The organism is Bacillus cereus group sp. N6 (assembly GCF_016483705.1).
In the GTDB taxonomy this organism is placed as follows: Bacteria; Bacillota; Bacilli; order Bacillales; family Bacillaceae_G; genus Bacillus_A; species Bacillus_A wiedmannii.
Genome location: NZ_JAEHBI010000050.1, coordinates 1 through 14,716 on the forward strand (window position 1 = coordinate 1; position 14,716 = coordinate 14,716).

The window sequence follows — 14,716 nt, forward strand, 5'->3', positions numbered from 1 at the left end:
CCTTCGTAAATTTTGTCATACAAAAAACTGCACCTCCAATTGTTAGACTGTGTCTAACAATTGGGGTGCAGTTCATTAGCTAGTACTTAGGAATTGGCTTTTTTTGTGTAGATGAAATTTCATTCGAAAACAAGAGTAAAGAGAATCACAAATTCTAAAATGGACTTCTTGTAAATTTATTTATCATATGTTTTTCACCCTAAAAAATATTTCTCAACATTTTAGTTCTTTAAAAAGATTGAATATTCGTATTATAACGAATATTATGTTCCTATCGGCAAAAAAAACGATAATTTGCAGACACAGGGGAGGAAAAGTATTGAAAAAGAATAAGAAGTTAAAACCATTATCAGTTTTAGCAACAGCGGCAGTGTTAAGTAGTACGTTTGCTTTTGGAAGTCATGCAGCGTATGCTGATACGCCACCATCTCTACCAATTGATGAGCATTTAATACCAGATGAGCGTTTAGCAGAAGCGCTGAAACAAAGGGGAGTAATTGATCAATCTGCAACACAAGCTGAGACATCAAAGGCTGTCGAAAATTATGTTGAGAAAAAGAAAGGGGAACACCCTGGGAAAGAAATCTTGACAGGAGATAGTCTTACGCAAGAAGCTTCTGATTTTATGAAAAAAGTAAAAGATACAAAAATGAAGGAAAATGAACAGGCGCAGCAACCTGAAGTAGGACCAGTGGCTGGACAAGATGCAGGATTGAATTCTAGAAAACTAAATGGAAAAGTACCTACTACACCAGCGAAGCAAGAAGAGTACAATGGAGCTGTTCGAAAAGATAAAGTGCTTGTTTTACTCGTAGAATTTAGCGATTTTAAGCATAATAATATTGATCAAGAACCGGGTTACATGTATTCTAAGGACTTTAATCGTGAACATTATCAAAAAATGTTATTTGGTGATGAGCAATTTACGTTATTTGATGGATCGAAGATTAACACTTTTAAACAATATTATGAAGAGCAATCTGGTGGAAGCTATACAGTTGATGGCACTGTAACCGAATGGCTTACTGTTCCAGGAAAAGCTTCAGATTATGGTGCGGATGCGGGAACTGGTCATGATAATAAAGGTCCTTTAGGGCCACGCGATTTTGTGAAAGAAGCATTAAAAGCAGCTGTAGCAAAAGGCATTAATTTAGCTGATTATGATCAATTTGATCAATACGATCAAGATGGTGATGGAAATAAAAACGAGCCAGATGGAATTATTGACCACCTAATGGTTGTACATGCGGGCGTAGGTCAAGAAGCTGGCGGTGGTAAATTGAAAGATGATGCGATTTGGTCCCATCGTTCAAAACTAGGATCAAAGCCATATGCGATTGATGGTACAAAATCTACTGTATCAAACTGGGGCGGAAAGATGGCTGCATATGATTATACAATCGAGCCTGAAGACGGAGCAGTTGGTGTGTTTGCGCATGAGTATGGTCATGATTTAGGCTTACCAGATGAATATGATACAAAGTACTCTGGACAAGGTGAACCTGTTGAATCATGGTCCCTTATGAGCGGCGGTAGCTGGGCTGGAAAAATTGCGGGAACAGAGCCAACAAGTTTCTCACCGCAAAATAAAGAGTTTTTCCAAAAGAATATGAAGGGGAACTGGGCGAATATCGTCGAAGTAGATTATGATAAACTTCGCACGGGAATTGGTACTGCAACATATTTAGATCAAAGTGTTACAAAATCAAAACGACCAGGAATCGTTCGTGTTAACTTGCCAGACAAAGATATAAAAAATATCGAATCAGCATTTGGTAAGAAGTTTTATTACAGCACAAAAGGAAATGACATTCATACAACACTTGAGACACCAGTATTTGACTTAACGACTGCAACGGATGCTAAATTTGATTATAAGGCATTTTATGAATTGGAAGCGAAGTATGATTTCCTTGACGTAAATGCGATTGCAGAAGATGGAACGAAGACACGTATTGATAGAATGGGCGAAAAAGATGTAAAAGGCGGCGTAGATACAACAGATGGTAAGTGGGTTGATAAATCATACGATTTAAGCCAATTTAAAGGAAAGAAAGTAAAACTGCAATTTGAGTATGTAACAGATATTGCAGTAGCTTATAAAGGATTTGCATTAGACAATGCAGCATTAACTATAGATGGAAAAGTTGTTTTCTCTGATGATGCAGAAGGCCAGCCAGCAATGACGCTAAAAGGATTTACTGTGTCTAACGGATTTGAACAGAAAAAACATAACTACTATATCGAGTGGCGAAATTACGCTGGGTCTGACACGGCGCTACAACATGCACGTGGTCCAGTATTTAATACAGGAATGGTTGTATGGTATGCGGATCAAAGCTTTACAGATAACTGGGTAGGAGTTCATCCAGGTGAAGGATTCCTTGGGGTAGTAGATTCTCATCCAGAGGCAATCGTAGGAACATTAAATGGACAACCAACTGTGAAGAGCAGTACGCGTTATCAAATTGCCGATGCGGCATTCTCATTTGATCAAACGCCAGCATGGAAAGTAAATTCGCCAACCCGCGGTATTTTTGATTATAAAGGATTGCCAGGCGTTGCGAAATTTGATGATTCTAAGCAATACATCAACAGTGTTATTCCAGATGCCGGACGTAAGTTGCCGAAACTTGGATTGAAGTTTGAAGTAGTAGGTCAAGCTGAAGACAAGTCTGCAGGTGCAGTTTGGATCCATCGCTAAAATAAAATGAAAAGGAGCTGCCATAAGTCGGTGAAACCTGACTTATGGCAGCTCTTTTCTTCTTGTGAGAAAAAACTGTTACATAAATACAAATCGAAAAAAATTACCATTTAAAAAAATGAAAAGATGTGCAGAAGTGAAAAAGTCCTCTGCTTTTATATATATTTATTGGAAAAAATAGATGTTTCTTTTATAATTGAAATGCTCCATCAGTCCGATTATATAAGTTTTTTTGACCGTAAGTAATTTGTAAGTAATGAGTAAGAAAAAAGAGATTTTTATATTATATAATATTTATTACAGCTACTTTTAACACCTGATACTAATAGTATGCTATAATGTGAATTAGCAACATAAAGGAAAGGAATTAGACCAATGACATTAGAAAATACTAAAAATTTAAAAAAACAAGTTGCTCCGTATGAAAAATCAACGATTAAAAAAAGTGTGTGGCAACTTATTAACACAATTGTGCCGTTCATTATTTTATGGTACCTTGCTTATAAAAGTTTGTCTGTTTCTTATTGGTTATCGTTAGTTCCATCTCTGTTAGCCGCTGGTTTTATGACACGGATTTTCATTATTTTTCATGATTGTACCCATTATTCATTCTTTAAAAGTCGACCTGCAAATAGAATCGTAGGGACATGTATGGGTGTGTTAACTTTATTCCCGTTTGATCAATGGGGACATGAGCATTCTATTCATCACGCTACAAGTGGTAATTTGGATAAGCGAGGTACAGGAGATATTTGGACGCTTACAGTGGATGAATATGTAGCATCTCCATTTAGACTGCGTTTAGCATATCGCTTATATCGCAATCCGTTCGTTATGTTTGGATTAGGTCCGATTTATGTTTTCTTACTTAAAAATAGATTTAACCGAAAAGGTGCTAGACAGAAAGAACGTATGAATACGTATTTGACGAATATTATAATCGTTGCTTTAATAGCTATACTTTGCTGGGCAATTGGGTGGCAATCGTTTCTGTTAGTGCATGGTACGATATTCTTAATAGCAGGTTCAGTAGGAATTTGGCTGTTTTACGTACAGCACACATTCGAAGATTCTTATTTTGAAGAGGATAAAGATTGGGAATATGTGAAAGCGGCAGTGGAAGGAAGTTCATTTTATAAACTTCCAAAAATCTTGCAATTTCTAACTGGTAATATTGGATTCCATCATGTTCACCATTTAAGTCCAAGAGTACCTAACTATAAACTAGAAGAGGCACACAATAATACGCTTCCGTTAAAAAATGTACCAACGATTACACTTGCTACAAGCTTACGATCACTCCGTTTTCGTCTTTGGGATGAGAAAAGTAACAATTTTGTTACCTTTAAAGAATTCAAAAAAATAATTAAAAACAATGTTTCTGTTCGAGTGAAATCTGAACTATAATTTCATCGTAAATAAAAAACTCTCCTTAATCATTTTCGATTTAAGGGGAGTTTTTATTTAATTATTATATGATCGATATTTAGGAGGAGTAATGCTTATGTGTAGGTATAAATATAAAGAGACAGTAATTATATTATGTAAACAAAATGAATCATTATAATTTTTTTATAGTGAAAGATATAGTACATATATATTGGAAAGCAGAAGGTGGATGATAGTAATTATAAGAACACATACAACGTAATAAAATAATTCTTTCAAAAGGAAGGGGACATGAAAGATGTTGAAATTACAAGGAAAATACAATGAAGCAAAAGTATTTACGAATAACGTTGATGAGACTGCAACTGGGCAGATTATTGATCTTTGTAACCAAGAATTCGTAAAGGATAGTCAAATTCGTATTATGCCAGATACACATGCAGGAGCAGGTTGCACGATTGGGACAACGATGACAATACAAGATAAAATTGTTCCTAATCTTGTAGGGGTAGACATTGGTTGTGGTATGGAAGTTGGTGTGATTGATAAGAAAAAAGAAGAAATTAATTTCGATTACTTAGACGAAACGATTCGTAAATTTGTTCCAAGTGGTTTTCATATCCGAGATAAAGAACATCGATTCTCAAAAATGATTGATTTTGATGGTGTGAAGGCCCCATATACATTACAACGAGCTCAAAAAAGTATAGGTACTCTTGGAGGAGGAAATCATTTCATTGAATTAAATGAAGATGATAAAGGAAATGTATATATTGTCATTCATAGTGGTTCTCGTAATTTAGGTAAACAAATAGCAGAGTATTACCAGAACTTCGCGTATGAACAACTAATTCATGTTACATCAATGAAGGATGAGATTATTAAGAGATTAACTAAAGAGGGGAGAGAAAAAGAAATACAAGAGACTTTACGTGGAATTAAGAAGCCACAGATTCGTAAAGAACTAGCTTATTTAGAAGGAAAAGGATTCAAAGATTATATGAATGACATGAATATTGCCCAAAAGTATGCTGAGTTCAATCGTAAAGCAATGATTGATGAAATTGTCACTAAAATGGATTGGAAAGTAACTGATCAATTTACTACAATACATAACTATATTGACATGGAAAATATGATTCTACGAAAAGGTGCTATTTCAGCTCAGAAAGATGAACGAGTAATTATTCCAATTAACATGAGAGATGGTTCAATTATTGCATTTGGTAAAGGTAATCCAGACTGGAACTTTTCTGGTCCGCATGGGGCAGGACGTATCATGAGTCGTAAGAAGGCTAAAGAATTATTGAGTCTAGAGGACTTCCAAAATACGATGAAAGAGGTTTGGACTACATCGGTAGTAGAGAGCACAATTGATGAGGCACCAATGGTATACAAGCCAATGGATGAAATTATAGAAAATACAAAAGAAACAATAGATATAAAGCACATTATTAAGCCATTATATAATTTTAAAGCGAATTAGAAGGGATAAATAAGCAGCCAGAAAAAACTATTTTTCGTATCTTTTGTTCGAAAACAATCTAATCAAGGGAAGTAGTTCCATTTTATTGCGATGGGATAGAAGAAGTCGATTTCCTGTGGAGTTAAGGAATCGACTTTTTTATTTATTTTGTTGAATGAAAGCAACCGTTAGCTTAATAGCAAAGGATTATAACCGTCTATTTCTCCCAAAGCTCAATTAGACGACCTTCAGGATCTTTAATCCAAATAAACTTTCCGAACTCACTAATTTCTTCTTTCTTTTCAAGAGGTACACCAATATGTTCAAGATGCTGAATAGTCTCATTTAAATTATGTACTTCAAAATTTAACATCACTTGCTGTTCTATTGGAAAATAATTATCATTTTCGGTAAAGAAAGAAAAAATAGTCTCATTTCCTAATTGGGGTTTAATCACAGTCCCATTCCAATCTTCTATTTCAATTTTCAACACTTCACTGTACCATTTTTTTATAACATCAAGATTTTTAGTTCTCCAAAATATTCCCCCGAAACCTTTTATCATTGTAGATAACTCCTGTCTTTTTTAAAATTTTTAAGCAATATATATTCAATATATCAAAACAGTAATAGTAAGGAAAATCAATAACGTATAAAAAGTGAAAAATTCCAATTGCTAGTATTGTAGTATTTACCACATTATAGAAATTGGTATCACTTTTCAAAGAACTTGCAATCCAAGTAAAGGTATATAGCAATACTGACTCGTATGAGGTAATGAATGAAAAGGGAATAGAACAAATGACAATGATAAAAGACCGCATATGAAATGAAAGCCATGTGCGGTCTTTTATATATAAGTATAGTATTACATAGTCTCGCTAATTTTACTTTCACTATGAGTATTAGTAGCAATTCTTTTCTTAACTTTAAAGTGATAGTAGGTATAGCAAAAAACGATAAACGGTACAGTGCAATAGATTCCAAGTCGTTGTTCTGGGATAAAAATAAGACTGATTAATATAATGCCATACAATCCAAAACCAAGAATTGGTACAAGTGGATAAAGTGGAGTTTTAAATTTTAAGTCTTCTAATTTTCCACCGTCTGCTAAATAATGTTTACGGAAAAAGAATTGAGAGACACAAATTGACATCCAAACAATGATTGTAATGACGCCAGAAATGGAAATTAACCATAAGTAAACTGTTTCAGCAGCTACGACGCTTGTTAAAAGAGAAAAAGCAGAAATAGAAATTGTCAAAATTAAAGCGTTTAAAGGTATTCCTCGTGAAGATAATTTTTTTAAAAAGGCCGGAGCCATTTCATTTTTTGATAATGACCAAAGCATGCGAGTTGCGGCGTACAGTCCAGAGTTTGCGACAGAAAGAACAGCAGTAAGAATAACAAAATTCATAATATCAGCTGCATATGGAATACCGATATTATCAAATACAGCAACGAATGGGCTCTTTGTTAATCCTGCTTCTTCCCAAGGAATTAAAGCAACAAGAACAAAGATTGCTAAGACGAAGAAAAACATCGTGCGCCATATAATATTTCTAATAGAACGAGGTAAAGTTTTTGCTGGATCTTCACTTTCACCTGCTGCGATTCCGACAAGTTCTGTACCTTGGAAGGAATAATTGACTGTAACCATTGTTAATAGAATAGCTGCAAGTCCATTTGGGAATAAACCGCCATGATTTACGAAATTTGATAATAACGGGGCTGGTTCGTCGCCTTTTAAGTCAATAAAACCGAACATAGCGGCACCGCCAAGGATAATAAAAGCTATAATGGCAGATACTTTTATACTTGAAAACCAAAATTCTGTTTCTGCATAACTACGAGCAGATAATGCGTTAATAGTGAAGATAGTAACGCCAAATATTAAACACCAAACCCAAACAGGAATATCAGGAAACCAGCGCTGCATTGTAATGCCGGCAGTTGTAAATTCAAGACCGGTCGTATTCGCCCAGCTTAACCAATACAACCATCCGATTGTAAAGCCAGTTGCAGGATTGATGAACTTAGTTGCATATTCCTGAAAAGAACCTGAAACAGGCATGGCTACAGCAAGTTCACCAAGACAAAGCATAACGAAATACATTAATAATCCACCAGCCATAAAGGCAAGTACGGATCCACCAGGTCCAGCTTGACTTATAATAAAACCAGATCCGTTAAATAATCCCGTTCCAATCACACCACCGAGTGCAATCATGAATAAGTGTCTACTTTTCATCGTACGTTTTAATTCATTGTTTGTATTACTTACTTGCGTCATTGTTTTCCTCACTTTCGTAGTTGATAGAATGAAGTTTGATATTTTTCCGTATTGTGGAATGTATTCCGTGATGTGAAATCTTGTTATAATTTTCAGATAATTAAAAAGAAAAGTCAATGTTTTTTTGATTACGCTTTCAAATTATTGTCGGTGGCATATTTTTATTTTTAGAAAATTGAATAAATGGATTGATTTCATTTTGAATTTTTGTTAAATTGATAGGTAATTGAGCGTACTAGCATATTACAAGTCAAGCTGAGGTGAGTTATTATGGTACAGTCCATTGATCGAGCGATAAGTATTATAAAGTTGTTAAATTCTACCGATGAAAAAGAGTATTGGGCTATTTCTGATATAGCGGACAGAACACATCTCCCAGTAAGTACAGTACATAGATTACTTAATTCTCTAATCGAGCATGGGTTAGTTACACAAATTTCAGAAACGAAACAGTACAAAATTGGACCAATGTGGATGGAAATAGGATTACGTCAACTGGAGAAAGTAGACTACAGATCAGTTGCAAGAGAAGTGATGAAGCGGTTAGCCTCTGAAGTGGAAGAAAGTGTGTATTTGAACATTCCAAATGGAACACATTCTATTATCATTGAAAGAATGGATAGCCCTTTAAAAATTCGAGTTATTGATAACTTAGGGGAACAAATTCCACTTTCAATTGGTGCCGCAAATAAAACGATGCTTGCCAATATGAAAACGAATGAAATGGAACATATTGTAGAACATTTACTTTCTTCACTACCAGAACAAAAGCACATTCTTTTAGATCAAATAAAGCAAATAAAAACTGAAGGATATGCGGTAAGTTATGGTGAAAAAACAGAAGGGACAGCTTCAGTAGCTGCACCTATTATCGGATTTAATCATAAAGTAGTAGGAGCATTAAGTGTTGGGTTAATTAGTCATCGCATAAATGATGATCGACTATCTTTTCTTATTAGTAAGGTAAAAGAAGCAGCTCATGAAATATCAATAAAAATCGGCAGTACATCAGAACTATAATTTTGATAACTGTCGTCATTTTTTATTCATATACTGGAATTCGTTTTCATAATGCGGAAAAATAGGGGGATTTATATGTCAAAGTGGCAATCAAAAGAACAATTGATTCAATTATTAAGCAGTCTTGTTGAAATTCCTAGTATTACAGGTACAGAAGCTGAAGTGATATTGCCAGACTTTGTTGTGGAACAATTATCTGATTTACAGTACTTCAAAGAAAACCCGCATCATTTGCAAAAAAATCCGACGGGGGACGGACGATATTTTGTTACAGCCCTAGTAAAGAAAACCGATAGTACAAAAAATACCGTAATTCTAGTTAGTCACTTTGATGTTGTAGATGTGCAAGATTACGGAGTGTGGAAAGAAGATGCATTTAATCCTAAAAAGTTAACATCTATGTTTTATTCTCATAAAGATGAATTACCAGACCATGTACGTGAAGATATAGAACAAGGAGATTGGCTGTTTGGCAGAGGAACAATGGATATGAAATGCGGCCTCGCATTACAAATGGCAATGATTGAGCAAGCCTGTGAAGGAAGATTTGACGGGAATGTTCTTTTATTAGCTGTTCCAGATGAAGAAGTAAACTCTGTAGGGATGAGGGCTGCTGTTCCAAGATTATTAGAGTTAGCAAGAGAACACGATTTAGATTATAAAACGGTATTAAATTCAGAGCCTATGTTTTCACGACATCCTGGTGACCAAAATAAGTATATTTACACTGGTTCTATTGGTAAAGTGTTACCTGGATTTCTTTGCTACGGAAAAGAGACACATGTAGGTGAACCATTTGCAGGCTTAAATGGGAGTTATATGGCTGCTTTATTAACGGCTGAATTAGAATTGAATACGGACCTTTGTGATGTTGTAGAAGGAGAAGCTAGCCCTCCCCCAACTAACTTACTTCAACGTGATTTAAAGGAGGATTATTCTGTACAAATTCCGCATCGTGCAGTCACATTATTCAATTTGTTTTTACTAGAAAAAACGATGACAGATGTCGTTTCATTGTTACGTCAAAAAGTAACGAAAGTAGCAGAGAAAATAGAAGAATCATACGAGAAGCAAGCATATCGTTTTTCTAAATATAATCCGTTTATACCGCCTAATATGAAAGTAAATGTATTAACATATGAAGAGCTTATCGCTTATGCAATTGAACAACATGGGCAAGAGAAAATAGATGATATTCAATCTAGTATAATAAAAAATAGAGAAGATAAAGATGATCGTGCGGTAACAATTGATTTAGTGGATAAACTAGCTATTTTATGTAAAGAAAAGGCTCCGATGATTGTACTTTTCTTTGCTCCGCCATATTATCCAGCAGTAAGTTCACGCAACAACTCGTTAATTAAAGAAGTAATTGCAGAAATGGAAAAGTATGCTCACTATAATCATAACATTACATTTGAAAACCAAAACTATTTTGGAGGAATTTCAGATTTGAGCTATGTGGGCTTACAGAATCCACTAGATTCAATGAGTTCACTTGTAGACAATATGCCATTATGGGATAAAGGTTATTCGATTCCACTTCAGGATCTAGAAGAGTTTGACGTTCCAGTATTAAATATGGGACCGGTAGGAAAAGATGCACATCAATGGACAGAACGTTTAGATGTAAATTACGCATTTGAAACGCTATTAGATATGTTACCGAAATGCATTGAAAAATTATTAGTTTCTAATAAAATTACACAATCATAGTAGGGAATAAGGAAGGGATAAAACTAAAATTTCAAAAGAAGATACAAATAAAATTATTGTAGTATAATCAAAAGAACGGACAAACTCAAGTGTCTATGAGTTTGTCCGTTTATCATTTAGTGCAAGCGAGAGAGTATGTAATCCACCGTTTTCTAACTAAATTCAAAGCTAACGTGATCTCTTTTATAGTTTTACTTTTTCGTTTGCCCAGATAGTTCAACAGACTTTTGTGTACAGCGCTGCATTGCTGAAATAATTGCAGTTCGTAATCCTTTTTCCTCTAATGTTGCTACAGCTTCTATCGTTGTTCCGCCAGGAGAACAAACCATATCTTTCAATTCACCTGGATGTATGCCTGTTTCTAGTACCATTTTTGCAGAACCTAACACAGCTTGAGCAGCGAATTTATATGCTTGATTTCTAGGCATACCATCTAATACAGCTGCATCTGCCATCGCTTCTATAATCATATATACGTATGCTGGCGACGAACCACTTACAGATGTTACAACGTTCATTAATTTTTCGCTTACGATCTCTGTTTGACCAAAGCTATTGAAAATGTTTAGCACATCTTCTAAATCTTTTTCTGTCACCATTTCATTAGGGCATAATGCAGACATTCCTTCTCCAACAAGAGCAGGGGTGTTAGGCATTACTCTTACAACCTTTAATTTTTTAGCAAAAACTTCTTCAGTACTTTTAATGCTTTTCCCGGCAGCGATCGTTACGATGATAACATCGTTTTTGATTACTTCTTTTATTTCGTTAATGATTGATGTGTATAGGTCTGGTTTAATTGATAAAATTAAAATATCAGCATTTTTAGCTACTTCATTGTTGTCAGTAGTTGTAGTTAGCCCATATTTTTCACTAGCATTTTTTAAATTCGTAGTGTTTAAATCCGAACAAATAATATTATTTGCAGACACTATCTTTTTGTGTAGCATCCCACCAATCATAGCCATTCCCATATTTCCGCAACCGATAAATCCAATTTGTTTATCCATAATAACTCAATCTTGCTCCTTTTATAATAAATTATATCATTTTTGAAATTGCTATCTTAAAATAACAATAACATCTTTATGTAATATAAAGAAACATTCTAAGAGAATATATTCCTTTTTGCAACACCAAAAGATAAAAATCAATTATATTCGACATTATGTAAATATATACACTTTAATTTTAGGTTTTATGTTGATAAATATGAGTTAAACTTATATCGATTTGTATTTTCATTCAGTACGGTAATAATTTCATACAAGTAACTTACCGCTCTATTTATTTTTAAAAATACTTCTTGACACCAAATCAAATTATATCGCATAATATAAAAAATTAAACCGAAAATCGTTGAAGGGAAATAGTACATATGTCTTCTTGCGAAAGAGAGTGGAATTCATCGGCTGAAAGATTCCTCGTATAGAATATATCGAACCTATCCCTGAGTCTTAAATGAAAGTTTAGGCGTTCGCCTGCGTTATAGGCGCCAAGTGGATATCTATGTATATCAATTAAGGTGGTACCGCGGAACAATGACCGTTTCGTCCTTTTTATTTTATTAAGGGCGAAGCGGTCATTTTTATTTTGCTCTTAAATAGGCTAGGTGCAGCACTGATAAGAATAGAATCGCTGCAAGCTGTATGAATAGAAGTGTAATTTATAAAAAACTTTGATTTTAGACTTGGGGGATAAAAAAGTGAAAAAACAACGAATTGTTGTAAAGATTGGGAGTAGTTCCTTGGCAGATAGTCACGGAGGCATTTCTAAAGAACAACTTTCAGATCACGTTGCCGCATTGGCTCGATTGAAAGAGGAAGGGCATGAAGTTTTGTTAATTACATCTGGGGCCGTCGCTGCAGGTTTTTCAGCTCTAGGGTATCCTAGTAGACCTGTGACAATTAAAGGAAAACAGGCTGCTGCGGCTGTCGGACAAAGTTTGTTAATGCAGGCGTACACGGAGGAATTCCGTAAATATGGTATTGTAACTGCGCAACTATTGCTGACGAGAAGTGACTTTTCTAGAAAAGAACAATATAGTAACGCTTACGCTACTTTAGGAGAGTTGCTAAACCGTTCTGCTCTTCCAATCATTAATGAAAATGATTCCATCTCTTTAGAGGAGCTAACGTTCGGTGATAATGATATGCTGTCAGCTTTAGTAAGCGGACTTGTTTCGGCGGATATGCTTATGATTTTTACAGATGTGAACGGTCTATATGACAAAAATCCTCAGAAATATGCGGATGCGAAAAAATATTATTTCCTTCCTGAAGTTACGGAAGAAATCGCTTCTCTTGCAGGAGATGCTGGTTCAAAACTTGGGACTGGCGGTATGAAATCAAAAATTGATGCTGCGAAGACAGCACTTTCTCTTGGCGTGAGTGTATTTATCGGAACAGGACGTGGACAAGAGAAGTTTGTAGATGTTTTGAAGGGCAAAGGTGATGGTACGTATGTCGGAAATGCCCCTCAAAAAGAGATGAAGATGAACAAGCAATGGATCGCGTTGCATTCGCTTGTTAGCGGGAAAATTGAAGTAGACGCTGGAGCAGCTACTGCTATCATTCAGCATGGTAAAAGTCTTCTTCCTGCTGGCGTTACGAATGTGTCAGGATTTTTCCAAGTTGGCGATGTCGTAGAAGTAATGACGCAACAAGGGCGCGTAATTGGAAAAGGACAATGCACATATAGCGCAGAGGAATTAAGAGAGATAAAAGGTATGCAAAGTCAACATATTCAAGCAAGAGGCGAAAGGCATAATTATGAAGTCATTCATAGAGATTATTGGGTGTCACTTTAAGAATAGTGATGTTAAAAAGGAGGAAATGAAGATGAATGAAGTGTTGGCAAAGGGAAAAAAAGCGAAAGAAATTGCTAGAGAACTTGTACTAAAATCTACAAGTCAAAAAAATGAAGCACTTGCTGCAATTGCTGAAAGGCTAATAGTAGAAACAGCTTATATTGTAGAGGAAAACAAACGTGATATCGAAGAAGGTAAGGCAAAAGGATTTTCTGATTCACTCCTTGATAGACTTATGCTAACTGAACAACGAATTGTTGATATGGCAGAGGGGATTAAGCAGTTAAGCGAATTACGTGATCCAGTTGGAGAACGTGTAAGTGAATGGGAGCGACCAAATGGACTATCTATTCAGGAGATGCGTGTACCACTTGGTGTTGTTGGGATGATTTATGAGGCAAGGCCAAATGTAACAGTAGATGCTGCTACGATTTGCTTGAAAACAGGAAACGCAGTTATATTACGTGGTAGTTCTTCTGCTATTAATTCTAACAAAGCTATTGTTGAAGTTATTCACCGAGCGCTTAAACAAACAAGCTTGCCAGAAGAAAGTGTACAGCTTATAGAAGACACAACACGGGATAGCGCAAAGCAATTGTTTACAATGAATGATTACCTAGACGTTCTTATTCCAAGAGGTGGCAAACAATTAATTGATACTGTAGTGAGAGAAGCTTCTGTTCCAGTACTTGAAACAGGTGCGGGAAATTGTCATATTTTCATTGATGAAACAGCGGATAAGCAAATGGCAATTGATATTATTATAAATGCAAAAACGCAGCGTCCATCTGTATGTAATACCATTGAAACGATTGTACTTCATGAGAAGTGGGCGCATCAATTTGGTAGCGAGCTGTTTTCAACTTTGAAGGAAAAAGGTGTGGAGCTACGCGGTGATCAGAGAGCATTGGCTATTGATTCTTCAATTGTACTTGCTTCAGAAGAAGACTGGGAAACAGAATTTTTATCTCTCACACTGGCAGTGAAAGTAGTTTCTTCTATAGAAGAAGCGATTCATCACATAAATACGTATGGTTCTATGCATTCCGAAGCGATTATTTCAGAAAACGAGGAAAACGTCAATAAGTTCTTCACAGCTGTAGATGCGGCTGCACTGTATCATAATGCATCAACTCGATTTACTGATGGATCTGAATTCGGATTCGGCGCTGAAATTGGCATCAGTACACAAAAGTTACACGTAAGGGGGCCAATGGGGCTTCCTGCATTAACTTCTACAAAATATGTGATTCGTGGAAATGGTCAGATTCGAAAATAATAATAAAAGACACTCAATTCGATTGGGTGTCTTTTATTTTA

General features: G+C 35.4%; 10 protein-coding genes and 1 other annotated feature. Of the genes, 7 read left to right on the forward strand and 3 right to left on the reverse strand.

Annotation, left to right across the window (positions count from 1 at the left end; genetic code table 11):
* Positions 1–319 precede the first annotated feature (319 nt).
* The 3 genes from JDS99_RS25105 to JDS99_RS25115 all read left to right on the forward strand — a co-directional run bounded on the left by JDS99_RS25105 (position 320) and on the right by JDS99_RS25115 (position 5,579).
* The gene (locus JDS99_RS25105; protein ID WP_199695915.1) at positions 320–2,704 is read left to right on the forward strand and encodes an immune inhibitor A domain-containing protein; all 2,385 of its coding nucleotides are present in this window, start codon (positions 320–322) and stop codon (positions 2,702–2,704) included.
* A 375-nt stretch (positions 2,705–3,079) separates the two neighbouring features.
* Positions 3,080–4,111 (forward strand): Delta(5) desaturase DesA, encoded by a 1,032-nt coding sequence (gene desA / locus JDS99_RS25110; RefSeq protein WP_199695916.1) that lies wholly within the window; start codon positions 3,080–3,082, stop codon positions 4,109–4,111.
* A gap of 280 nt (positions 4,112–4,391) precedes the next feature.
* Positions 4,392–5,579: an RtcB family protein gene (locus JDS99_RS25115; RefSeq protein ID WP_199695917.1), complete on the forward strand. Its 1,188-nt coding sequence runs from the start codon at positions 4,392–4,394 to the stop codon at positions 5,577–5,579.
* Between the two features lie 196 nt (positions 5,580–5,775).
* On the opposite strand, the gene JDS99_RS25120 is transcribed toward JDS99_RS25115, so the two are convergent.
* Both JDS99_RS25120 and JDS99_RS25125 read right to left on the reverse strand, forming a co-directional pair.
* Positions 5,776–6,123, reverse strand: a complete 348-nt coding sequence (locus JDS99_RS25120) for a VOC family protein (protein ID WP_048560674.1) — start codon at positions 6,121–6,123, stop codon at positions 5,776–5,778.
* 303 nt (positions 6,124–6,426) lie between these two features.
* Entirely contained in the window at positions 6,427–7,851 is a 1,425-nt protein-coding gene (locus JDS99_RS25125; protein ID WP_088063805.1) for an amino acid permease, read from the reverse strand.
* 270 nt (positions 7,852–8,121) lie between these two features.
* On the opposite strand from JDS99_RS25125, the gene JDS99_RS25130 reads away from it, so the two are divergent.
* Entirely contained in the window at positions 8,122–8,871 is a 750-nt protein-coding gene (locus tag JDS99_RS25130; RefSeq protein ID WP_199695918.1) for an IclR family transcriptional regulator, read from the forward strand.
* Positions 8,872–8,922: 51 nt separating this feature from the next.
* Complete coding sequence (locus tag JDS99_RS25135) at positions 8,923–10,587, forward strand: M20/M25/M40 family metallo-hydrolase (RefSeq protein ID WP_199695919.1); 1,665 nt, start codon at positions 8,923–8,925, stop codon at positions 10,585–10,587.
* 191 nt (positions 10,588–10,778) lie between these two features.
* Here JDS99_RS25135 and proC read toward each other — a convergent pair whose 3' ends face one another.
* The gene (proC, locus tag JDS99_RS25140) at positions 10,779–11,597 is read right to left on the reverse strand and encodes a pyrroline-5-carboxylate reductase (protein ID WP_199695920.1); all 819 of its coding nucleotides are present in this window, start codon (positions 11,595–11,597) and stop codon (positions 10,779–10,781) included.
* A gap of 340 nt (positions 11,598–11,937) precedes the next feature.
* Positions 11,938–12,148 (forward strand) — a binding site (T-box leader).
* A gap of 144 nt (positions 12,149–12,292) precedes the next feature.
* Here proC and proB point away from each other — a divergent pair.
* Both proB and JDS99_RS25150 read left to right on the forward strand, forming a co-directional pair.
* On the forward strand, positions 12,293–13,396 hold the full coding sequence (proB, locus tag JDS99_RS25145) for a glutamate 5-kinase (protein WP_098858497.1): 1,104 nt from the start codon (positions 12,293–12,295) through the stop codon (positions 13,394–13,396).
* A 31-nt stretch (positions 13,397–13,427) separates the two neighbouring features.
* Positions 13,428–14,675 (forward strand): glutamate-5-semialdehyde dehydrogenase, encoded by a 1,248-nt coding sequence (locus tag JDS99_RS25150; RefSeq protein ID WP_199695921.1) that lies wholly within the window; start codon positions 13,428–13,430, stop codon positions 14,673–14,675.
* Positions 14,676–14,716 lie beyond the last annotated feature (41 nt).

Bases quoted from the DNA above. Each gene is read 5' to 3' on its own strand.
- JDS99_RS25120 (WP_048560674.1), bottom strand. From the start codon at position 6,123: ATGATAAAAGGTTTCGGGGGAATATTTTGGAGAACTAAAAATCTTGAT.
- proC (WP_199695920.1), bottom strand. From the start codon at position 11,597: ATGGATAAACAAATTGGATTTATCGGTTGCGGAAATATGGGAATGGCT.
- JDS99_RS25125 (WP_088063805.1), bottom strand. From the start codon at position 7,851: ATGACGCAAGTAAGTAATACAAACAATGAATTAAAACGTACGATGAAA.
- desA (WP_199695916.1), top strand. From the start codon at position 3,080: ATGACATTAGAAAATACTAAAAATTTAAAAAAACAAGTTGCTCCGTAT.
- JDS99_RS25115 (WP_199695917.1), top strand. From the start codon at position 4,392: ATGTTGAAATTACAAGGAAAATACAATGAAGCAAAAGTATTTACGAAT.
- JDS99_RS25130 (WP_199695918.1), top strand. From the start codon at position 8,122: ATGGTACAGTCCATTGATCGAGCGATAAGTATTATAAAGTTGTTAAAT.
- JDS99_RS25135 (WP_199695919.1), top strand. From the start codon at position 8,923: ATGCGGAAAAATAGGGGGATTTATATGTCAAAGTGGCAATCAAAAGAA.
- JDS99_RS25150 (WP_199695921.1), top strand. From the start codon at position 13,428: ATGAATGAAGTGTTGGCAAAGGGAAAAAAAGCGAAAGAAATTGCTAGA.